Below are 20,115 nucleotides of genomic sequence, written 5' to 3' on the forward strand. Positions count from 1 at the left end.
GATACCCTCACTTGTGCCGGATACGCGGATTGATAAGGCCGTACAGCAGATCCACGACCAGATTCACCAGCATGATGATGAATGCAATCAGCAGCAGTCCGCTTTGCACGACCGGATAATCGCGACGGAAAATGGAATCGAGCATCCATTTGCCGATACCGGGCCAGGAGAAGATCGTCTCGGTCAGGATCGCACCAGCCATCAGAACGCCAACCTGCAGGCCGATAGTCGTGATAACAGGGATCATCGCGTTGCGAAGTGCGTGCAGTCCGACAACGCGACGAACCGGCAGGCCCTTGGCGCGAGCGGTGCGCACATAGTCCTCGCCTAAAACTTCCAGCATAGCGGAGCGGGTCTGACGCGCGATAACGGCGAGCGGAATGGTCGCAAGCACGATGGTCGGCAGGATGAGATGCGAGACCGCCGAGGCGAAAGCGCCCTTCTGATCCGACAGCAGACTGTCGATCAGCATGAAACCGGTCACAGGCGGGAAGAAATAGAGCAGCGATATACGACCGGAAACCGGTGTCCACTGCAGCACGCCCGAGAAGAAAATGATGAGCAGCAGCGCCCACCAGAAAATCGGCATCGAATAACCGACCAGCGAAATGCCCATCAGGCCCTGATCGAACCACGAACCGCGCTTGACAGCAGCGATGACGCCGGCAGGAATGCCAAGGAGAATAGCCACGATGATCGCGCAGATGGACAACTCGACAGTTGCAGGAAACAGCGCGAAAAATTCGACGAGAACAGGCTTCTTGGTCACCAGAGACTGACCGAAATCGCCATGCAGCAGGTTCCAGACATAGTCCAGATATTGCTGCCAGATCGGGCGATCGAACCCAAGTTGCGCCATCAGCTCGGCATGGCGCTCAGGGCTTACGCCGCGTTCGCCGGCCATCAGTAGCACAGGATCGCCGGGAAGAACCCGGACGAAGGCGAAGGCTACGATTGTAATGCCTATGAAGGTCGGAACCAGATAGACGAGTTTGTTGAATATGAAACGGAACATACAAAAACTCCGACCGGGTGCAGGGGATCACCCTACACCCGGCCGCTTGTGTTGTCAGATTTTACTCGGAAATATCAACGTCTTCGAAGCGATAATCGCCGAGCGGGCTCTGTTTGAAGCCCGTAACCTTGGCCGACATCGGCACAAAGACCGTCGAGTGAGCAAGCGTATTCCAAGGAGCCTGCTCCTTAAAGATTACCTGTGCTTCTTCGTAAAGCTTCGTGCGCTCTTCCTGGCTGGTCGAAACCTTGGCCTTCTGGATCAGGTCTTCGAACGGCTTGTAGCACCACTGGGCGCGGTTGTTATTGCCAACACCGGCGCAGCCGAGAAGCGTACCCAGGAAGTTGTCCGGATCGCCGTTGTCACCGGTCCAGCCGAGGATGACGGAGCCGTCGCGGTCCTTGTCGGACGACTTCTTGAGATATTCACCCCATTCCATCGAAACGATTTCAGCGCTGACGCCAACCTTGGCCAGATCGGACTGCATGAGTTCAGCAGTACGACGTGCGTTCGGCATGTACGGACGGCTGACAGGCATGGCCCACAGCTTCATCTTCAGATCCTTGACGCCAGCGGCTTCGAGAGCCTTCTTGGCAGCTTCCGGATCGTACTTGTCGTCCTCGACCTTGTCGTTGTAGCCCCACATTGTCGGCGGGATCGGGTTCTTGGCAACCTGGCCCTGACCCTGGAACACGGCATCGACGATGGCCTGCTTGTTGATAGCCTGGTTCAGCGCCTTGCGCACTTCCGGCTTGTCATAAGGTGCCTTCAGCGTGTTGTACGCGAAGTAAGCCACATTGAGGCCAGCCTGTTCGTCAACCTTGAGGTTGGAATCGGCCTGCAGGCCCTTGATGTCTGCCGGAGCAGGATAGGACATCAGGTGGCATTCGCCAGCCTTGAGCTTCTGCGCGCGAACAGCAGGATCGGTCGTGATTGCGAAGACGAGATCGTCGATCTTCGGCTTGCCACCCCAATAGTTTTCGTTGGCCTTGAAGCGAACGACGGCGTCCTTCTGGTAGGCGACGAACTGGAAAGGACCAGTACCGACCGGAACCTGATTGAGATCGTCCTTCTTGCCGTCGGCGGCAAGCTTGTCCGTGTATTCCTTCGAAATGATCGAAGCGAAAGGCATCGAGATATTTGCGAGGAACGGTGCTTCTGGACGGTTCAGCACAAACTTGACGGTATAATCGTCAACCTTGGTGATTTCCTTGATCAGCGCACCCATTTCCATGCTGTCGAAATATTCGTAGGTGATGCCAGCGGTGTACTGGTGCCAAGGATTGTCCTTGTTGCGCATGCGATCAAACGAGAAAATCACGTCGTCGGCGTTGAAATCACGGGTCGGCGTGAAATAGTCGTTCGAATGGAACTTGACGCCCTTGCGCAGATGGAAGGTGTATTCCAGACCATCGGCGGAAACATCCCAGCTTTCTGCGAGACCCGGCACGACTTTCGTCGTTCCGTTTTCGAATTCGGCAAGGCGGTTGTAGACCGGATGCGCCGAGGCATCGAACGTATCGCCGCCGGTATAGGCAGCCGGATCGAAGCCTTCAGGCGAAGCCGGCGAGCAATATACAAAGGTCTTTGCCGATGCAGCACCGCTCATCAGAGCCACCAGCGCGGTTGCTGCCAGGAGTTTTTGGTAGAATTTCATTATTGTCCGCCTCCACGGAAAAGCATGCCGCGCGCACCCCATTGCCCGCAGCTTGCGCTTATCGAAACGCGTGGACTGTCACTTTGCAAGCGCAATCTGTAGAACCAGTTCACATTCTCAACGGGTTTTGGCCCCAATGGTTAGATTTTTATTCCATCAATCGACACAATTTCGAAATATTGCGCTAAAGCCCCTTGATTTATAATATTATTCGCACGCATTTTGCATGGGATAATGCAACTTATGCATCACCGACTCAGGCGCGACATCAAGGCGGCCGATCAATCGGAAATTGCTTGCAGTTTTGAACGTCCGGCATAAGGACTCCACCGAATTCGCTGGCTCTATCGAATAAGGCACAGTATTAAGTGGACAATATGAGTCATATTTGAGTCTGACAGCCATGCCTGAAACCAATCCAATTCGCCCGACCACGCCTGAAGCCATTCAGCTTGCCAAAACCCTGTTGCGGACATCGCGCTACGGTGCCATCGCCGTTTTCGACGCTGCGACCGGCAGGCCACTGGCAAGTCGTGTCTCCGTAGCGACGGATATGGACGGAACGCCTCTCATTCTGGTTTCCGGATTGGCGACACACACACCGGGGCTGCTGGCAAACCCGGCCTGCTCGCTTCTGCTCGGCGAGGTTGGCAAGGGAGACCCCCTCGCCCATGCGCGCGTCACGCTTCATTGTCAGGCCCGGAAAGTTGAGAGAACAGCGGCTGACTACCCCCGCATTCGGCGACGCTATCTCAATCACAATCCGAAGGGTTCGCTTTATGTGGATCTCGGAGACTTTGTCTTTTTCCGGCTTGAACTGGAAAGCGCCAGCTTGAATGGTGGCTTTGGCAAGGCATTCAACCTGACACAGGACGACTTGCTCTGCGCAGCGTCGATCAGCGCGGACTTTGCCGAAAGCGAGCAAAATGCGCTCGACAGCATGAACGAGTATCACGCACCAAAAAATTGCGCAAATTGCTCAACATCTTTTAAAAGAGGAACCGTCAAAGATCAGCAGAAGGTGATAGGATTGGATCCGGATGGCGTCGACATCGCCAATGGCGACCTTGTTCTGCGTTACGTTTTTCCTTCGAATCCACCTTCCGTAAGGGAAGCTGTTACAGCACTGACCAAACAGTAAATAAAGCCCCCTGAAACAAAACCGCATTTTTTTTGGGACGAAATTGCACGTCTTTATACTGGATTGAATATAAGCAAGGGCTTTTCAAATTCTGCATATGGCATTATTTTCAATATGCATGCTTATGAAAATTCGCATGTATATTTTTAACTTTGTCGAGTCTTACGGGGGTATGACGGCAAATGAGCAACGAGAATACTTTCTTTGATTTAATTGAAAATGTAGATCAGGCTGCCGACTTCCTGTCGGCACTTGCTAACAATAAGCGATTACTAATTTTATGTAAGTTGCTTCATAATGAAATGTCGGTAGGTGCGCTTGCCAAGGCGATTGACCTTAGCCAATCCGCCTTGTCTCAGCACCTGGCAAAATTGCGAGCCCTTGACCTCGTTTCTACCCGTCGCGACGCGCAGACCATCTATTATATGGTCTCTTCGCCGCATATCGAGTTGATGTTGTCGACACTTTCAAGTCTGTATATGAGTCCAACACCGCGCAGACATAATCTGGCGGCAGTCGCTCACGCATAATCACATGAGGTCACAGCCGTGCGATGAACCAAGACACTCATTCGCACGGCTGCGTCCAGCAGATCGACGATCCGAACGACATCCGCTTGTCCCCTTATCGCGATATTCGCGAAAAGGATCTTGTAGGACGCCAGCAGCGGTTTATCGCTGAAGGTAAAGTGGTTCTGAACGTTCTGTTCTCATCTTCGGCACGTTTTGAGACAGAATCACTGCTCGTTCTGGAGAACCGGCTTGCGGGCCTCGGCGAACAACTCAGCCAATTGCCCTCAGAGGTTCCTGTCTATTCCGTTCCACAAACTGTTATGGACGCGGTCGCGGGATTTCATGTCCATCGGGGCATTCTTGCAGTAGGCCGTCGCAAGACGCCGCCAAGCCTTCAGGCAATGCTGGATACCCTGCCCGCAAAATCACTCGTCGTCGTTTTGTGCGGCATTTCCAATCACGACAATGTCGGTTCGATCTTCCGCAATGCCGCCGCTTTCGAAGCCGACTGCGTCCTGATGGACGATACGTGCTGCGACCCGCTTTACCGCAAGGCTATTCGGGTATCGGTCGGCGCCACGCTGAAAGTTCCCTATTTCCACGGTGGAAGCATTGATGAGATCATCGCTGCGCTGGGCGATGCCGACTTCAACCTGCTTGCGCTCAGCCCGTCATCGTCGCTCAGTGTCTACGATGCGACCAAGTACGGCCGACAGGCGCTCCTGCTCGGCACGGAAGGCGAAGGATTACCGCCACGCCTGCTTGAGAAGCTGCAAACAGCGCGAATTCCCATGTCCACTGCGTTCGACAGCCTGAATGTTGCAACCGCATCCGGCATCGCCTTGTCGCGCTTCAGCAAGTTTCAGTAGATTTCTCGTTGGCCTGACGATGGCAATACCGCTGCTATCAACCGGCCGTCGATGGCTGCCAATCCTGCGGCGATCATTGCCATGCCGATCAAATGCTTGGCTTGCAAAGTCTCGCCAAGAAAGAGCACTCCGAGCAGGATTGCACTAACGGGAATGAGAAACGTCACCAGCATGAGATTGACCGCGCCCGCCGTCGAAAGAATACGGAAAAAGAGAACATAAGCGAGTGCTGTTGAAAGAAGCGCAATACCGGCCAGCGCTCCCCAGACTGCCGCGCTCGGAGCGGCCAGCGTCCAGGGATGATCGACCAACAAAGCCACCGGAATGAGCATGACGGTCGTGGCCGTCACCTGGCCGGTAGCGGTTATCAACGGCGCGACCCCCATCGCTTTGAAGCGACGACCGAAAATTCCCGCCAGCGAATAAGAAAAAGCAGCACACAGAACCGCAAGCTGCGGCCACAGATTGCCTCCAAGCCCGCTGATGGCATCGGGTCCGATCATGATTGCTACACCGCAAAAGCCGATCAAAACGCCAGCAATCTTGTTCCTGGTGATCTTTTCATCCACCGTCAGAAAATGCGCAACAATGACGCCGAAGAGCGGTGTCGTGGCATTGAGGATGGAAGCCAGCCCGCTGGCAATCTGGGTCTGCCCCCAGACGATGAGACAGAAAGGCAGCAGATTATTGAGAAAGCCCATTCCGAAAAACGCCAGCCATACACGGCGGTCTTTTGGCAGCGACAGGCCCATCATGCGAATCAATACGACCAAAGCGAGCGCAGCCAGCCCCACCCGTAGCGTGACGATACTGAAAGGCGGCAATTCTCGAACAGCAATGCCGTTGAAGAAGAATGAACCGCCCCAGAGAACGGAAAGAACAAGAAGCATCGCCCATTCCTTCCACCCCATCATTTTCTGCGCCGTCATCTTCAAGACCTCTGAAGCCAAAGCTTGGAGTGCATCCCGAAAAGCGTGAAACGGTTTTCGGATAAGATGCGCATCAAAACAAAAAGTTGGAGCGCCGATCTGATTCGGCCGGATCAAAACGCGCTCAAAATACCGCTCACTATGAGCTTAGACGCAGCCAGTGCAATTGACTTCCCGTTTGTCGCTTTCAAACTCTGGAGCATGTATCTCGAAAGTGGAAACCGGATTCGGAATAAAGACATGCATAACAACGAATGCTCTAACTGAGATAGCATCTTGCTGACACACATAAAAAAAGCGGATGCTCTCGCACCCGCTTTTCATTCATCGATCAGAAAAAGCTTCAAGCTGCCGAGGCACTTGCCGTGTTGGCGACAAGGCGGCGCAACATCTCTTCTGCCTGCGGCTCGCGTTCCGAACGGCCAATAAAGCCGCCGCCAAAGACGCGCGCAGTGTTGCTTTCATCGGAATAAAGCACACAGGCCTGTCCCGGAGCGATACCGCTTTCACCATCGACCAGCTCAACCCAGGTCTGGCCATCGGCATGGCGCAGCACGGCAGGGCGTGGCGGTCGGGTCGAGCGAACCTTCGCGAATACTTCCATTCCGCCTTCAGGCAAATCGCTGATCGGCGCATCGCCCAGCCAGTTGATGTCGCGCAGGAAGACTTTGTGTGTTTCCAGCGCTTCACGCGGACCGACGATAACCCGCGCATTGGCGGCATCGAGATGCACGACATAAAGCGGTTCACCCGTGGCAACGCCAATGCCACGGCGTTGGCCGACGGTGTAGTGCACAATGCCATCGTGGCGGCCGAGCGTACGGCCATCGATATGGACAATATCGCCGGGATTGGCCGCTTCCGGCTTCAGTTTGGAGATAATGTCGGAATATTTTCCCTGCGGCACGAAGCAAATGTCCTGGCTGTCCTGTTTCTTGGCGACAGTCAGGCCCATTTCCTCTGCAATTTCACGCACCTGTGCCTTCGGCAGATGACCGAGCGGGAAGCGCAGATAATCGATCTGCTCCTGCGTGGTTGCAAACAGGAAATAGCTCTGGTCGCGATCCGTATCGACCGGACGATAAAGCGCACGGTGCTCACCATTGGCGCGGCTGCGAATGTAATGCCCTGTCGCCAGCGCGTCGGCGCCAAGATCGCGTGCGGTCTGGAGAAGATCGGCGAACTTGACCGTCTGGTTACAGGAGACGCATGGAATCGGTGTTTCGCCGCTGACATAGGAATTCGCAAATGGATCGATCACAGCTTCGCGGAAACGCGCTTCGTAATCGAGCACATAATGCGGAATGCCGAGACTTTCCGAAACGCGGCGGGCATCTTCGATGTCCTGTCCCGCACAGCAGGAACCAGCGCGATGAACGGCTGCGCCATGATCATAAAGCTGCAGCGTCACGCCAACGACATCGTAACCTTCACGTTTGAGAATCCCGGCCACAACAGATGAATCGACGCCGCCCGACATGGCGACGACAACGCGCGTGTCTTCCGGCTTTCCCGGCAGATCGAGGCTGTTCAGGCTCATGATTGATTCCAGCTTCCGGGCATACGCCCTGCTTCTCAAAATTTAGATTTCTGCGCCCTATATAGGCTAAAGTGCGGCAATTTGCCAAGGGTCCGGGAACAATCATTGTCCAGATTGCGACAGGCAAGGCACACTTCCCCGTGAGGTTTTCCAGACATATGTCGCAAAAACGCCGGCAATAGGGCGAAAACGAAAATTTTTCCAAGTCTTACCAGAGAGTTACCAGCTGCTTAGGTAATTTTTAAAGCTGTCGCGTTAGTCTCACACTCGATTAGGTCCTTGAGTGTTGTGTAGAGAGTACAATGACCGATCTGGTAAGACCACGTATAAAATATGTTATCGGTCCTGATGGCAGCCCGCTGACCATCGCGGACCTTCCCCCCGCCAATACAAGGCGCTGGGTCATCCGCCGCAAGGCCGAAGTTGTCGCTGCTGTTCGCGGCGGACTTCTGAGCCTTGAGGAGGCATGCCAGCGTTATACATTGACGGTGGAGGAGTTCCTTGGCTGGCAATCCTCGATCGACGAGCATGGTCTCGCCGGTCTCAGGACCACCAGAATACAACAATATCGTCACTAAGACCTGTCTCGCCAAAACCGGGACAGGTTTTGGAAGGACGGGGATCATGGCCTCGGTGGAACAATATCTTCCGCGCTTGTCATGGATCGACAAATCGAAAACCGGCCCACGTGGCCGGTTTTTATTTGCACATTCCGTTCCTATGTTGTGAACTTGATGCGTTGATCAGGACACGTATTTGTTCAGGAGGATGGCATGAGCGGGACTATCGAGATTCGCAAGGAAGACAGCTCCGACGGCGGACGCTATGCGGCTGTTCTTGACGGCAGCGAAGCCGAAATGACCTATACGAAGCTTGGTCCCTCATTGATTTCCATCGACCACACTTTCGTGCCGGATACGATGCGTGGCAAAGGCGTCGCGCAGGCGCTTGCCAAGAATGCCGTTCTGGACGCGCGGCGCAGCGGATGGAAAATCATCCCGCGCTGCAGCTTCATGCACGCGCAGGCGATGCGTCATCCCGACTGGTCGGATGTTTTCGGCAAGGAATAATCGCTGAACTAAAGCATGTCTCCCAAAAGTGGGAACCGCCTTCGCGGGGAAATCAGTCCACCGGACTGATTTCTGATTTCGCAACAATGGGATAAAGATGCACGTAAAAACAAGAGATAGAGCATTTCCAACGATTCGATTTAAACTGGAAATGCTCTATTGCAGGTCGCGAATGCGGCGCGCCAGACTTTTGGGGCCGGATTTCTTGTCTTTTCCTGTGTCAGATTTTTCTGCCGCTTCAAGAATTGAATGGATCGGAGATTCCGGTCCTTCTTTTTCAGCGGTCGCAGCCACCATGCGGGCGGCGAGCACGGCCATTTCTTCACGAAGCGCTGCATTCTCGCGTTCGATTTCGGCCAACTCGGGGCTGTCACTCGCGCCAGCATTCTTACGGCTATAGCGCTCGATTTTTTCCTGCGCGTCGGAAAGCTCGGATATCAGCTTTTCAAGCTTCTGCTGCAGTTCACCATTGCGCCGCTTTTCGCTTTTCAGTTCCGTTTGTGCAGAGGTCAACTGGGTCGAAACTTCGTTGTAACGTGCTGCGGCTTCCTTGCGATCTCGACGCATTTCAGTCATCTCGTTTGTCAGACGGCTGTACTCCGTCTCGCTTCCACTTATTTCGATACGCAAGGTATCGGCCAGTCCCTCGAGCGCGCTGTAGTGGCTTTGCATCCGTTCCAGTTCCGCCTGGAGGATTTCTGCCTTTTCCAGCGCCGTGTCACGCGCCGTCTCGGCTTCTTTCGTCACCCGCTCGTGCTCTTCCAGTTGCTTGTCTATCTCAGCCTGGCTTTCTTCGAGCAGCGGAATGCGTTTCAGCTCTTCATATTGCCGGGCGAGCGTCACCTTCTGTTCCGCGTTCTTGTGGCGTTCGAGCTTCAGCAATTGTTCCTGACGGCTGACCGCAACGGCGTGTTCGGCGCGCAACCCGTCGCGGTCGGCACGTATCTCGGCCAGCGTTATCGGCAGTTCCGCCTGAACCTGCCGGCGCGCCAGAAAAAAGGCGCGGCGCCAGACCGAAGGGCCGAGCAGAACCACGACGAAAACTGTCACAAGAACGCCGAATATGAAAAAGAGAGCGGACTGGATCACGATTTCAAATAAGCCCGAACGGTTTCAGACAAGTATTTCCTATTCATAGTGCGCAATCGACCGTCTTTCCAGCCAGCTAAAACAATCTCCGGCTGAAAAGACACCTATGAGCAACTAATCCTTAAAACGGATTCCACGTCGGCGCAGCGGACAGCTTCAGATAACCGATATTCACGCCCAGCCTCGCGCCCACACCGGTGCGGATCGGCACCAGCATGATGTTCTCGCGTTTCAGGACGTTGAAGCCGACACCCGCAATGACATAGGCAGAGCCTGCAACACCGGCATAACGACCGTAAAGGTTCTGGATGTCGTCGAGATTGTAGACGAGCATCATCACACGAGAACCCTGCCCGCCGAAATCCCAGCCAAGCGAGGGGCCTTGCCAGTAGGTCTTATGGTCGCCTGCGTTCTTGGTATAGAGCGTGCCTTCGCCGTAGGTCAGGCCACCGATGAAAGCGCCGGAGCCTTCTTCACCAAGAATATAGCCGTTGGGCAGACCAAAACTCTGGAACGCCTTTTCGACCGCGCTTGCGATGCCACCCGAAGTCGACCCGAAGAACCTGTGACCAGATTCGACGATTTCCTCGGCAGTGTATGTATTCTGTGCTCTGGCCTGATTTGGCAGAGCGATGAAAGAAACAAACAGCGCCGCAAAAAACGCAACGAAGCACGCCGCATTGCGGAATCTGATTTGCGACAGGGATTGTATGGCCATGTAAAATTCCTTTTGGCTCTCCGCTCCTCTGTCTGACGGCCCTGTTAAAAGCCAGACCACGTCTCTTACGGACATTTCGGTCGAATCGCGCCTATTTTAGACCCGAATTTATTGTCCAAACCTTTAAGCATCGAAATTGGCTTTACGAAGGCATACGATTTCCAGCTTTTCACACTGATGTGAGGGAATGCCGGAGCCCGAAAGAACCGAAAAGAGAGCTTTGTTGCGGCGGTCCGATGGCGCGTGTATCCAGTTAAATCGACATTCCGGGCGATTCGCCCACCTTCATGCAGCGCGCAAACTCTGGCTTTGCGAACTGTCTCGTTAACCGATAACGGTCTGCTCACCCAACACGCTGGGACGAGCGGGATCGATCCGCGTTCCGGAGAAAACGCCATGCCAATGCCCGTTACCCTTTCTGCGCTCGACCTCGGTGCGCTTCTGTGCAGCAGGATCTGTCATGACATCATTTCGCCGGTTGGCGCGATCAATAACGGTCTGGAACTGCTGGAAGAAGGCGGAGCCGACGAAGACGCCATGGCGCTCATCAAGTCGAGCGCCCGCAATGCCTCCGCCCGCCTTCAGTTTGCCCGCATCGCCTTTGGCGCTGCAGGTTCGGCTGGCGTGCAGATAGACACAGGCGATGCACAGAACGTCGCCACTGAATATTTCAAGAACGAAAAGCCGGAATTCACTTGGGAAGGCACGCGTGTCCTTCTGCCCAAGAACAAGGTCAAGCTGCTTCTGAACATGCTTCTGATCGGCAATGCAGCCATACCACGTGGCGGCTCACTGGCTGTGCGCCTCGAAGGCGGAGATACCGAACCGCGCTTCGTCATCACCGTGAAGGGTCGTATGCTGCGCGTTCCACCGAAGTTCCTTGAGCTTCATTCAGGCGCCACCCCGGAAGAGCCGATCGACGCCCATTCCGTCCAGCCTTACTACACTCTGCTTCTGGCCGAAGAAGCCGGTATGAAGATTTCCATCCACGCCACTGCGGAAGACATCGTATTTTCTGCTGAATAAGCGCCCCTGAGCGCGGGGCCGACCCGCGCTCACACTGGCAAACAGTCATAAAACCCTCTATCAGTCAGGCAACGCATTTCCAGTGAGATGTGCGTCAGAATATATTCAGCGAAGGCGTGACAGCCAACACGCATTTGTGGAGGGGGACTGCATGGCGAATGAACCAATGACAGGTTATTGCCTGCTGGTCGACGATTCCTCCGTCATTCGCAAAGTCGCGCGCCGCGTCCTTTCCGAAACCATTGCAGAATTTGCTGAGGCCTCAACCGGCCGGGAAGCGCTCGAAACCTGTTTTGCGCGCATGCCAGACGTCGTTCTGCTCGACTATGACCTTCCGGACATGACAGCGCTGGAGGTCGTAACCGAGCTCCGCGCCATGCCGGGCGGCGACCGCCCCCGCATCATCCTGTGTCTTTATGAACTCGATGTGACCCGCATTATGCGGGCGAAGCGCGCAGGCGCCAATGGCTACATCCTGAAGCCGTTTGACCGCGCCTATCTCACCGAACAATTTTCAGGCATCCTGTCCGCCTAAATCCAAAAGCAGTCCCCAAAAAGCAAAAGCTCCGCCGAAGCGGAGCTTTTTACATTTCGAAGCCTGTTGCCGATCAGGCGCTTTCGCGCATTTCCGCATCCGGCTCACGCAGCACATAGCCGCGACCCCAGACAGTCTCGATGTAGCTCTGGCTACCGGAAACAGCGTCAAGCTTCTTGCGCAGCTTGCAGATGAAGACGTCGATGATCTTCAGTTCCGGCTCATCCATGCCACCATAGAGATGGTTGAGGAACATTTCCTTGGTGAGCGTCGTACCCTTGCGGAGCGAAAGAAGCTCCAGCATCTGGTATTCCTTGCCGGTCAGATGAACGCGCTGGCCGGAAACTTCGACCGTCTTCGCATCCAGATTGACCACCAGGTCGCCCGTCGTGATGACCGACTGAGCATGCCCCTTGGAACGGCGCACAATCGCATGAATACGTGCGATCAGCTCGTCCTTGTGGAACGGCTTGGTCATGTAGTCATCGGCGCCGAAGCCCAGACCGCGAACCTTGTCCTCGATACCGGCCATGCCGGAAAGGATAAGGATCGGCGTCTTCACCTTGGACAGACGCAAGGTGCGAAGAACTTCGTAACCAGACATATCCGGCAGGTTCAAGTCCAGCAGGATGATGTCGTAATCATATAACTTGCCGAGGTCGATGCCTTCTTCGCCCAGATCGGTCGTGTAGACATTAAAACTCTCGGACTTAAGCATCAACTCGATGCTCTGTGCGATAGCACTGTCGTCTTCAATCAAAAGGACGCGCATCTCTTATCCCCTTTCCGCAGCCGACCCGATGTCCCTCACGGCAGCACACGGAACTATCGTTGCCTGTGCATGAAGGTGCCAGCAAATGGTTAACAAAATATGATTCTGCTTGGCAAGCATATTTCTTCCCTGTTTAGAAAATTCTCTTACGCGCCTGAATCATAAAGACATTCTCATTCTGATGACTCTAAAGCATCGCATTAAGAATCTTTGCTAAGCGATTCATCTGACTCTAGCTTTCGCCTGTTGCCGAAAAACCACACGAGGTTTACCGAGCCTTAAGTCCTAACGCGTATGATTAACTTCGCCGGTAAAGGAATGGTTACCAAACGAGCGAATTCTTAACTTTTTGTTTCGCTTGTTGAGCCCTTTCGGAAGAACGGCTGCGATGATTTTCCCTTTAGGGGCTTGGATTCGCAAGGAGATTCGGCGGTGGATCGGGTGCGTTTTGCTCGTTTACACCTGTTAATAAAGTCGGGGGGAACGCCCCAACACATGAAGCTGGTTGGTGTTCAAGGAGTATTGCGTATGAAGCCACGTGAAAGCCTAGTCAGGCTGAAACTGTTCCAGGTGAAGGAAAAACGCCGTCAACTGGGCCAGCTCGACCTGATGATCGGCGAGTTCGAACGGATGGCCGGAGAACTCGACGCCCAGATTCTATCGGAAGAGAAAAAAGCTGGCATCACTGACATCAATCATTTCGCTTATCCGACCTTCGCCAAGGCGGCACGCCAGCGGCGCGACAATCTCTTCGTCTCGATTCGCGACCTGATGTCCCAGAAGGAAGCGGCCGAAGCCGAATTGTCGGCTGCGGAAACCGAACTGACGAAAGCCGAAGCGCTCGAAGAACGCGACGGTGGCAAGGCTCCGCGGGAAGTGATCGAGCGCCCTGTCAACCAGCGCCGCGCCATGATCGGCTGATCGAAGCGGCCATACGGAAATTCAAGACGCTGCTTTTGTGGAAAAGCGGCGTCTTGCCATTTGCTGCAAGCACCTCATTTTCCTCAGTATATTGATATTTAGAAATCAATATTTCTCGAGTAAAATCGGATTTGCATAGCTTCCTCCCCAGATGTAGTGAGGAAGGGCAATGCAGAAAACCTCCCCCTCAGGGCCGAATTCGACCCCAAGCAAATTCAGTTTCAGGAACAGAGCCAAGCCAATCCAATGGGTCTTGCTGGCTGTGTTTTCCGTTATTCTGATTTTTGCAGGGGAAGTGCTGCAGCTACCTGCCGCCATGCTCCTTGGCGCGATGCTCGGCGCAATCCTGATGGCTGCAGGCGAAAGCACCTTGCGGGTTCATCGCTGGCTGTCGCTGTTAGCCCAAGGCGTTGTCGGCTGCCTTATCGCCCGTTCGATCACGGCGGAGTTTTTCACCAGCATGGGGCAACACCTGCCCGTTATCCTGCTCTCCGTCGGCTATGTGCTGTTTACCAGCACTTTTATCGGCTATCTGCTCGCGCGGTTTCGCATCCTGCCCGGAACAACTGCTGTATGGGGATCTTCTCCGGGCGCTGCCACCGCAATGACACTGATGGCCGAAGCCCATGGAGCCGATGCTCGTCTCGTCGCCTTCATGCAATATCTGCGTGTAGTGCTGGTCGCCACAGCCGCTTCGCTCGTCCTGCGCCTCAGCACTGGCGTGGAAACCATTGCGCCTGTCGAAATCGTCTGGTTTCCGCCCATCGACTGGTCCACCCTCGGCCCGACAGTGCTTCTGATTGTCGGCGGCTCGTTCCTTGGAGAAATTCTCCGCATCCCCACCGGCGCCATGCTCGTGCCGCTTATACTGGGCGCATTGCTTCAGGACACCGGTTTCATCACCATCGACCTGCCACCATGGCTGCTCGCGGTCAGCTACCTGCTTATCGGATGGCGCATCGGCCTTGGCTTCTCACGCGCCATCATCGCTCATGCCGCGCGGGCTTTTCCAGCGGTGCTGACATCCACGCTGCTCCTCATTGCCGTTTGCGGACTGTTCGGCATGGCGCTCGGTCACGTGCTGGGACTCGATCCGCTGACCGCCTATCTCGCTACCAGTCCCGGCGGCGCCGATACGGTTGCAATCATCGCAGCATCAAGCAATGTCGACCTGCCCTTCATCATCGCAATGCAGACGAGCCGTTTCTTCATCGTGCTTCTGGCAGGCCCTGCCATCGCCCGCTTTGTCGCCGCGCGCATCGATAAGCGGATCATGAAAAAGAACCTTTAATACCAAGTCTCGTTGCGTTTGACTCATCGAGACTTGGTTAAGCCCGTGTGGCAATTGAGCATTCTCAGGGCGTGATGCGTTAGCATCTTAGCGCCCTGCTATAACAGCCCGATTGCCGAAACTGGCGGGGCCGTGTTACGCTTTCTGAATGACACAGGTTTGCACCCATCTCATGTTTCAGGGCAGTGCAGGCGCAGCTCTGGAAACATATCGTTCGATCTTTCCCGACTTCCTGATCGAGTCGATCAAAATCTATGACGACGCGAGCGGCAGTCCCGGGAAGGTGCAGATTGCGCGTGTGACCTTTGCCGAACACCGGCTGATCGTCATCGACAGCCCCATTCCGCATCAGTTCGATTTCAATCCATCCATATCGCTGTTCGTCGATTTCCATGATGAGGAAAGCCTGACCAGCGTTTTTGAAAAGCTTTCAGAAGGTGGTGAGACGCTGATGCCGCTCGACAATTACGGGTTCAGCAAGCTTTTCGCCTGGATCAAGGACAAATACGGCGTTTCCTGGCAATTGAACTTACAGGCATGACAAATAAAAAAACCCGGCTTTCGCCGGGTTTTTCGTCAATCAGGTTGAGATAGATCAGGCCTTCTTTCCGTGGAAACCACGGATGGCGCCGATGATCTTGTCATGATCGGCTTCCGACAGATAGGGGTGCATCGGCAGGCTCAGAATGCGGTTCGGCAGGCTTTCCGAAACCGGAAGTCCACCCGGCGCAACCGGGTAATGCTTGTATGCCGTCTGCTGGTGCAGCGGCTTCACATAATAGATGACCGAAGGAATGCCTTCCGCCTGAAGATGCGCCTTCAGGCCGTCACGGTTTTCGCTCTCGATGGAATACTGAGCCCATGCCGAACGGTTGCCAGCCGGAAGGGCGGGAACCTTGACGACATCCTTCAGCGCTTCGTTGTAGCGCTTGGCGATGCGGTCACGTGCTTCCATTTCGTCTTCCAGGATCGCAAGCTTTTCCAGAAGGACGGCAGCCTGAATCGTATCGAGACGCGAGTTGATGCCGATACGGACATTGTCGTACTGGGTTTCGCCCTTGCCGTGGAACAGGACCGAGCGCAGCGTATCGGCCAGTTCGGCGTCGTTGGTGAACATGGCACCGCCGTCGCCATAGCAGCCGAGAGGCTTGGCCGGATAGAAGCTCGTCGCGCCGACATGGCCGAAAGCACCACACATGACATTGTCACGCTTGCCGCCGATCGACTGCGCAGCATCTTCGATGACGAACAGGCCTTCGCGGTCAGCGATGGCGCTGATGCGGTTATAGTCAGCAGCCAGACCGAACAGATCGACCGGGATAATCGCTTTCGGCTGCAGACGGCCTTCCTTACGGATAGCGGCGATGGCAGCTTCAAGCTGTTCGATATTCAGATTGTATGTATCCGCGTCTACGTCGATGAACACCGGCTCTGCGCCAACCAGCGCAACAACTTCCGCCGTAGCAGCGAAGGTGAAAGACGGAACGAAGACGGCATCACCCGGACCGATGCCGCGTGCCATCAGGGGCATCTGCAAGGCGTCGGTGCCGTTGGCGCAGGCGATGACGTGTTCCACGCCCAGATATTCACCGAGCTTCTTTTCGAATTCGGCCACTTCCGGTCCAAGAATATAACGGCCTTCCGCAACAACCTTGGAAATGGCGGCATTGAGACGGTCTTCGATACGCGCGCGCTGCGCTCCAAGATCAATAAACTGCATGTTGGCTCCAATATATCTGGCCCGCACAAATGGATATGCGAATCCTCGGCAACCTATTTATTCGCTTGCGCCCTGCCCGGCTATGGCCAGAGCGTTCAAAGTTTTGCGATTCCTGTAACACCGCTTGACGCAGTTGACGCGGATCGCACGGCTCCCCTTTAGTGCGGGTGCCGGACAGTGCCTTCCGTGAGGATACGCAGCACACTGATTGCTTCCTTGCCATCGGTACGCGGCTTTTCGCGCGTCTCGATGCAATGCAGGAAATGCTGCAATTCGCGTGTCAGCGGCATGCCTTCCTCAACCGGGATATAGACAGGCTCGACGGATTTGAAAGACCACTGGTCGTTTTCCCGCCAGACTTCATGGCTGTAGAGCGCAAGCTTGCGATCCCATGGTTCGCCGTCATCGAAGACAGCCATGCCCTTTGTGCCGGTAACGGTCAGGCGGCGCTCACGATAGGCATTCAGGCGCGACGCAAACAGGTGGCCGCGGATGCCATTCGGAAAATCGAGATGAAGATGGGCGATGTCGGTGAGATGATCGAGTGTCGCAACACCCTCTCCGCGAACCGCGCCCGGTTCTTCCCCGGTGATAGCCAGGATCATCGAAAGATCGTGCGGCGCAAGATCCCACAGGGCATCGAACTCGTTGTGGAACTTGCCGAACCCGACACGATGCGAATGCACATAGCGAATGTCGCCGAGCTCACCGCTTTTCACCATGTCGAGAAGCTTCTCGAAGGCCGGGTGGAAACGCAGCACATGGCCAACCATGAACACGCGACCGTTTTCGCGGGCAGCTTCCACTTCGGCTTCTGCAGCCGGAATGTCGAGCGCGATCGGCTTTTCGACCAGAACGTCCTTGCCGTTTTTCACTGCCTGAATGGCATATTGTGAATGAAACTGCGCTGGCAGCGCCAGAACGATGCCATCAATGTCTGGATGCGTGAACAATTCATCGACGGGAATGCTCGGAACATTGAACTCGGTCGCGAAGCGTTCCGCCTGTTCTGCCCTTGAGTCCGAGACTGCCTGAAGGGCACCGAGGCTCTTCAGGGTACGAATGTGATTGCCGCCCCAATAGCCGCAACCCAAAACCGCAATACGAGGTGCCATAAAACTATGCCTTTGCTGATGCCAAGTTCCTTATCGGTGCAATGATAGAAAACAAGACGAAAGCTATGCGAAGAGTGCTTGACAGCATTTCATTCCGCACATATACCGCCGCCATTCCTTGCAGGAACAACGATTTGTCCCACCGGAAACGGCGATCATGAAGTTGTCTCTGTAAAGCGACGCGTGGCGGAGTAGCTCAGTAGGTTAGAGCAGAGGAATCATAATCCTTGTGTCGGGGGTTCGAATCCCTCCTCCGCTACCAACGCACCCCCCAAACCACCGGGTGCATAATCTCCCGTAAGTGCTGACAGGTATGTGAAGACGTCGAGTTCGTAACCATTTGCGGCGCTATCGCTCACGATGACGTGAGAAATCAGTTCGCGCATCGCTTCGATTTTCTCCGGGTCTTTCAACATTTCATAGTTTTCATATTCGGCCTTGGCGCGCGAAAGCAGCTTGATAAAGCGTTCGACGGCCGCCGGATGCAATTCGATAATCGGGACGGCTTCGCGTGCCGATGCGGCTTCATCTTCCAGCGCCTTCCGCTGTTCTTCCAACTCGGTCAAACGGGGCTTTACCCGGTCCAGATCGAGCACTCCGGTTTGAAACAGCGTGATAAGCCGCTCTTGCTCTCCTGCGACCTTGGCGAGCTTCGCCTCGATTTGTGACGCCGAGCGAGTTGCATTGTCGATATTGGCTCGCCGCTCTGCGACATATTCGCGGATATAGCGTTCGGCCGCTTCTTCATCTTCCAGCTTAGAAAGAATGCCGGTAACGACCGCGTGCTCGATACGCTCGGCGTTGTATTTGCGATTGTTGTCGCAAGAGCCGCTTTCGCGGTTCTGCGAACACTGCACCCGCAGCCTTCCGCCGTTGAAGCCGACGGAAGCCATACCCGAACCGCAGATCGAGCAACGCAACAGCCCCGACAAAAGACGCTTCGCCTTCTTTGTCGACGCGCCTTGTTCAACAAGTCGCGTGCGGTCCGCTTTGCGAGCCTGCGCAGCGTCATATGTTTCCCGGTCAACAATCGCCAAATGCGGCGCTTCGGCAATCTTCCATTCGCTTTCGGGATTGAAACGGCTGACACGCTTCCCGGTGTCCGGGTCGCGGACCATATGCACGCGGTTCCAAACGATTTGACCGTTGTAAAGAGCATTCACCAAAATGCCGTAAGAGCGGTTCTTGCTGCCGTTGATCGTGCTTGCATTCCATTTCGATCCACGCGGCGGCGGAACGCCCTCCGCGTTGAGACGCCCGGCAATGTCACGCGGCGACGCGCCGCCGACATACTCGCGAAATATACGGCGAATTACCGCAGCCTGTTCCTCGTTAATTGTGCGCTCGCCCGGTTTGCCGAGCACGACGTCGTAGCCGTAGGCGTTCCCTCCTGCGACGCGGCCGTCGTTAACGACGCCAGCCATGCCCCGGCGAACCTTGTGCTTAAGGTCGGAGAGAAACATCGACCCGAGAAGGCCACGAATACCGACCTGCACGGCATCGGCGACACCTTCATGCACGGCGATGATTTCGACATTGGCAAAAGACAGGCGCTTAAAAACGCCTGCCAAATCTTCTTGATCGCGAGAAATTCGGTCTAAGGCTTCTACGATAACGACGTCGAATTTGCGGGCCTTGGCGTCGTCGATAAGGCTCATGATGCCTTCTCGGCCGACAAGCGACGCGCTCGTTTGAGCGCGGTCGCTATAGGACTGGATTACGCGAAGGCCGTTCTTGCGGGAGTACTCTCGACATAGTGCCACCTGATCGTCAATGGAACGTTCTCTTTGCATGTCTGTCGAGTAGCGGGCATAGATTGCGGCCCGCCGGATTGTGGTGGTTTGATCGCGCAAGGCTTTTCATCCTTGAAATTGGCATTGGTGTCAGTGTTTTTGCAGTCCTCGCGGGCATCCACTTTTGCGAAAATGGAAACGAGGGATAACAGCTTCGGGTCGATTTCCTTCCCGCCGCTTTTTTTACCTTTGCGTTTTCTAACTATTTTTTCTAGCCGCCCGCGTGTTTCATCCTGACAGCTTGGCGAAAAATCACGCTTTTTCGTTTCAGTCATCGTTGGTTTTCTCACAAACAGGGCAAGGTAATCCCCGCCGGATTTCGGTTGCCGTAAGATTGAATTGCCATCCAGCATCATGCCCGCACCGGAAGCATTTGAAGTGCCCTCCCTGCGCAGTTCGCCA

Annotated in this window: 21 protein-coding genes and 1 tRNA gene; 11 read left to right on the plus strand and 11 right to left on the minus strand. The window is 54.9% G+C overall.

Annotated elements, in window-relative coordinates; all coding sequences use genetic code 11:
- Window positions 1–7: 7 nt before the first annotated feature.
- Together LJ361_RS18405 and LJ361_RS18410 are read right to left on the minus strand one after the other, a co-directional pair.
- Window positions 8–1,015, minus strand: a complete 1,008-nt coding sequence (locus tag LJ361_RS18405; protein ID WP_010659567.1) for an ABC transporter permease subunit — start codon at window positions 1,013–1,015, stop codon at window positions 8–10.
- Between the two features lie 61 nt (window positions 1,016–1,076).
- A complete protein-coding gene (locus LJ361_RS18410) occupies window positions 1,077–2,672 on the minus strand; it encodes an ABC transporter substrate-binding protein (RefSeq protein ID WP_010659566.1) in 1,596 nt (531 codons plus the stop codon).
- 403 nt (window positions 2,673–3,075) lie between these two features.
- Here LJ361_RS18410 and LJ361_RS18415 point away from each other — a divergent pair, with 403 nt between their 5' ends.
- The 3 genes from LJ361_RS18415 (at window position 3,076) to LJ361_RS18425 (ending at window position 5,194) form a co-directional block, all read left to right on the plus strand.
- Window positions 3,076–3,813: a HugZ family protein gene (locus tag LJ361_RS18415; RefSeq protein ID WP_413775057.1), complete on the plus strand. Its 738-nt coding sequence runs from the start codon at window positions 3,076–3,078 to the stop codon at window positions 3,811–3,813.
- 182 nt (window positions 3,814–3,995) lie between these two features.
- The gene (locus LJ361_RS18420) at window positions 3,996–4,343 is read left to right on the plus strand and encodes an ArsR/SmtB family transcription factor (protein ID WP_010659564.1); all 348 of its coding nucleotides are present in this window, start codon (window positions 3,996–3,998) and stop codon (window positions 4,341–4,343) included.
- A gap of 23 nt (window positions 4,344–4,366) precedes the next feature.
- Window positions 4,367–5,194 (plus strand): TrmH family RNA methyltransferase, encoded by an 828-nt coding sequence (locus tag LJ361_RS18425; protein WP_010659563.1) that lies wholly within the window; start codon window positions 4,367–4,369, stop codon window positions 5,192–5,194.
- Here the strand turns inward: LJ361_RS18425 and LJ361_RS18430 are convergent.
- Together LJ361_RS18430 and mnmA are read right to left on the minus strand one after the other, a co-directional pair.
- The gene (locus LJ361_RS18430; RefSeq protein ID WP_010659562.1) at window positions 5,188–6,123 is read right to left on the minus strand and encodes a DMT family transporter; all 936 of its coding nucleotides are present in this window, start codon (window positions 6,121–6,123) and stop codon (window positions 5,188–5,190) included. The genes LJ361_RS18425 and LJ361_RS18430 overlap by 7 nt on opposite strands.
- Before the next feature lie 343 nt (window positions 6,124–6,466).
- A complete protein-coding gene (gene mnmA, locus LJ361_RS18435; protein WP_010659560.1) occupies window positions 6,467–7,663 on the minus strand; it encodes a tRNA 2-thiouridine(34) synthase MnmA in 1,197 nt (398 codons plus the stop codon).
- 302 nt (window positions 7,664–7,965) lie between these two features.
- On the opposite strand from mnmA, the gene LJ361_RS18440 reads away from it, so the two are divergent.
- Window positions 7,966–8,241: a DUF1153 domain-containing protein gene (locus tag LJ361_RS18440; protein ID WP_010659559.1), complete on the plus strand. Its 276-nt coding sequence runs from the start codon at window positions 7,966–7,968 to the stop codon at window positions 8,239–8,241.
- A gap of 195 nt (window positions 8,242–8,436) precedes the next feature.
- Entirely contained in the window at window positions 8,437–8,733 is a 297-nt protein-coding gene (locus tag LJ361_RS18445) for a GNAT family N-acetyltransferase (RefSeq protein WP_010659558.1), read from the plus strand.
- A 156-nt stretch (window positions 8,734–8,889) separates the two neighbouring features.
- Here the strand turns inward: LJ361_RS18445 and LJ361_RS18450 are convergent, their stop codons facing one another.
- Window positions 8,890–9,798, minus strand: coding sequence for a hypothetical protein (locus LJ361_RS18450; RefSeq protein ID WP_029376051.1), 909 nt, complete (start codon window positions 9,796–9,798; stop codon window positions 8,890–8,892).
- 145 nt (window positions 9,799–9,943) lie between these two features.
- Window positions 9,944–10,540 carry a DUF1134 domain-containing protein gene (locus LJ361_RS18455; RefSeq protein ID WP_010659556.1) on the minus strand — a complete coding sequence of 199 codons (597 nt, stop codon included), beginning with the start codon at window positions 10,538–10,540 and terminating at the stop codon, window positions 9,944–9,946.
- A 396-nt stretch (window positions 10,541–10,936) separates the two neighbouring features.
- Between LJ361_RS18455 and chpT the strand changes: the two genes are divergently transcribed.
- Both chpT and LJ361_RS18465 read left to right on the plus strand, forming a co-directional pair.
- Complete coding sequence (chpT, locus tag LJ361_RS18460) at window positions 10,937–11,566, plus strand: histidine phosphotransferase ChpT (protein ID WP_010659555.1); 630 nt, start codon at window positions 10,937–10,939, stop codon at window positions 11,564–11,566.
- A gap of 151 nt (window positions 11,567–11,717) precedes the next feature.
- A complete protein-coding gene (locus LJ361_RS18465; protein WP_010659554.1) occupies window positions 11,718–12,101 on the plus strand; it encodes a response regulator in 384 nt (127 codons plus the stop codon).
- Window positions 12,102–12,174: 73 nt separating this feature from the next.
- Here LJ361_RS18465 and ctrA read toward each other — a convergent pair whose 3' ends face one another.
- Window positions 12,175–12,873 carry a response regulator transcription factor CtrA gene (ctrA, locus tag LJ361_RS18470; RefSeq protein WP_010659553.1) on the minus strand — a complete coding sequence of 233 codons (699 nt, stop codon included), beginning with the start codon at window positions 12,871–12,873 and terminating at the stop codon, window positions 12,175–12,177.
- Window positions 12,874–13,401: 528 nt separating this feature from the next.
- Between ctrA and LJ361_RS18475 the strand changes: the two genes are divergently transcribed.
- The 3 genes from LJ361_RS18475 (at window position 13,402) to LJ361_RS18485 (ending at window position 15,626) form a co-directional block, all read left to right on the plus strand.
- A complete protein-coding gene (locus tag LJ361_RS18475) occupies window positions 13,402–13,794 on the plus strand; it encodes a hypothetical protein (protein WP_006472627.1) in 393 nt (130 codons plus the stop codon).
- A 169-nt stretch (window positions 13,795–13,963) separates the two neighbouring features.
- The gene (locus tag LJ361_RS18480; protein ID WP_010659552.1) at window positions 13,964–15,085 is read left to right on the plus strand and encodes an AbrB family transcriptional regulator; all 1,122 of its coding nucleotides are present in this window, start codon (window positions 13,964–13,966) and stop codon (window positions 15,083–15,085) included.
- Between the two features lie 148 nt (window positions 15,086–15,233).
- Entirely contained in the window at window positions 15,234–15,626 is a 393-nt protein-coding gene (locus tag LJ361_RS18485) for a VOC family protein (protein WP_029376050.1), read from the plus strand.
- Window positions 15,627–15,680: 54 nt separating this feature from the next.
- Here the strand turns inward: LJ361_RS18485 and LJ361_RS18490 are convergent, their stop codons facing one another.
- Together LJ361_RS18490 and LJ361_RS18495 are read right to left on the minus strand one after the other, a co-directional pair.
- The gene (locus tag LJ361_RS18490) at window positions 15,681–16,805 is read right to left on the minus strand and encodes a DegT/DnrJ/EryC1/StrS family aminotransferase (protein WP_010659550.1); all 1,125 of its coding nucleotides are present in this window, start codon (window positions 16,803–16,805) and stop codon (window positions 15,681–15,683) included.
- A 158-nt stretch (window positions 16,806–16,963) separates the two neighbouring features.
- Window positions 16,964–17,920, minus strand: a complete 957-nt coding sequence (locus tag LJ361_RS18495; protein WP_010659549.1) for a Gfo/Idh/MocA family protein — start codon at window positions 17,918–17,920, stop codon at window positions 16,964–16,966.
- A 185-nt stretch (window positions 17,921–18,105) separates the two neighbouring features.
- On the opposite strand from LJ361_RS18495, the gene LJ361_RS18500 reads away from it, so the two are divergent.
- A tRNA-Met gene (locus tag LJ361_RS18500) sits at window positions 18,106–18,182 on the plus strand.
- On the opposite strand, the gene LJ361_RS23635 is transcribed toward LJ361_RS18500, so the two are convergent.
- Window positions 18,139–19,713: a recombinase family protein gene (locus LJ361_RS23635; RefSeq protein ID WP_376787011.1), complete on the minus strand. Its 1,575-nt coding sequence runs from the start codon at window positions 19,711–19,713 to the stop codon at window positions 18,139–18,141. The two genes, LJ361_RS18500 and LJ361_RS23635, sit on opposite strands and share 44 nt — an antisense overlap.
- Window positions 19,638–20,069 (minus strand): hypothetical protein, encoded by a 432-nt coding sequence (locus LJ361_RS18510; RefSeq protein ID WP_063882107.1) that lies wholly within the window; start codon window positions 20,067–20,069, stop codon window positions 19,638–19,640. Before LJ361_RS18510 ends, LJ361_RS23635 begins: the two co-directional genes overlap by 76 nt.
- Between the last annotated feature and the right edge of the window lie 46 nt (window positions 20,070–20,115).

Source organism: Brucella sp. JSBI001, assembly GCF_026014005.1.
GTDB classification, from domain to species: Bacteria; Pseudomonadota; Alphaproteobacteria; order Rhizobiales; family Rhizobiaceae; genus Brucella; species Brucella anthropi.

Bases quoted from the DNA above. Each gene is read 5' to 3' on its own strand.
- LJ361_RS18465 (WP_010659554.1), top strand. From the start codon at position 11,718: ATGGCGAATGAACCAATGACAGGTTATTGCCTGCTGGTCGACGATTCC.
- LJ361_RS18410 (WP_010659566.1), bottom strand. From the start codon at position 2,672: ATGAAATTCTACCAAAAACTCCTGGCAGCAACCGCGCTGGTGGCTCTG.
- mnmA (WP_010659560.1), bottom strand. From the start codon at position 7,663: ATGAGCCTGAACAGCCTCGATCTGCCGGGAAAGCCGGAAGACACGCGC.
- LJ361_RS18425 (WP_010659563.1), top strand. From the start codon at position 4,367: ATGAACCAAGACACTCATTCGCACGGCTGCGTCCAGCAGATCGACGAT.
- LJ361_RS18405 (WP_010659567.1), bottom strand. From the start codon at position 1,015: ATGTTCCGTTTCATATTCAACAAACTCGTCTATCTGGTTCCGACCTTC.
- LJ361_RS18490 (WP_010659550.1), bottom strand. From the start codon at position 16,805: ATGCAGTTTATTGATCTTGGAGCGCAGCGCGCGCGTATCGAAGACCGT.
- LJ361_RS18485 (WP_029376050.1), top strand. From the start codon at position 15,234: ATGACACAGGTTTGCACCCATCTCATGTTTCAGGGCAGTGCAGGCGCA.
- LJ361_RS18455 (WP_010659556.1), bottom strand. From the start codon at position 10,540: ATGGCCATACAATCCCTGTCGCAAATCAGATTCCGCAATGCGGCGTGC.
- LJ361_RS18480 (WP_010659552.1), top strand. From the start codon at position 13,964: ATGCAGAAAACCTCCCCCTCAGGGCCGAATTCGACCCCAAGCAAATTC.
- LJ361_RS23635 (WP_376787011.1), bottom strand. From the start codon at position 19,713: ATGCAAAGAGAACGTTCCATTGACGATCAGGTGGCACTATGTCGAGAG.
- LJ361_RS18430 (WP_010659562.1), bottom strand. From the start codon at position 6,123: ATGACGGCGCAGAAAATGATGGGGTGGAAGGAATGGGCGATGCTTCTT.
- LJ361_RS18440 (WP_010659559.1), top strand. From the start codon at position 7,966: ATGACCGATCTGGTAAGACCACGTATAAAATATGTTATCGGTCCTGAT.
- LJ361_RS18475 (WP_006472627.1), top strand. From the start codon at position 13,402: ATGAAGCCACGTGAAAGCCTAGTCAGGCTGAAACTGTTCCAGGTGAAG.
- ctrA (WP_010659553.1), bottom strand. From the start codon at position 12,873: ATGCGCGTCCTTTTGATTGAAGACGACAGTGCTATCGCACAGAGCATC.
- LJ361_RS18420 (WP_010659564.1), top strand. From the start codon at position 3,996: ATGAGCAACGAGAATACTTTCTTTGATTTAATTGAAAATGTAGATCAG.
- LJ361_RS18445 (WP_010659558.1), top strand. From the start codon at position 8,437: ATGAGCGGGACTATCGAGATTCGCAAGGAAGACAGCTCCGACGGCGGA.
- LJ361_RS18415 (WP_413775057.1), top strand. From the start codon at position 3,076: ATGCCTGAAACCAATCCAATTCGCCCGACCACGCCTGAAGCCATTCAG.
- LJ361_RS18495 (WP_010659549.1), bottom strand. From the start codon at position 17,920: ATGGCACCTCGTATTGCGGTTTTGGGTTGCGGCTATTGGGGCGGCAAT.
- LJ361_RS18510 (WP_063882107.1), bottom strand. From the start codon at position 20,069: ATGATGCTGGATGGCAATTCAATCTTACGGCAACCGAAATCCGGCGGG.
- chpT (WP_010659555.1), top strand. From the start codon at position 10,937: ATGCCAATGCCCGTTACCCTTTCTGCGCTCGACCTCGGTGCGCTTCTG.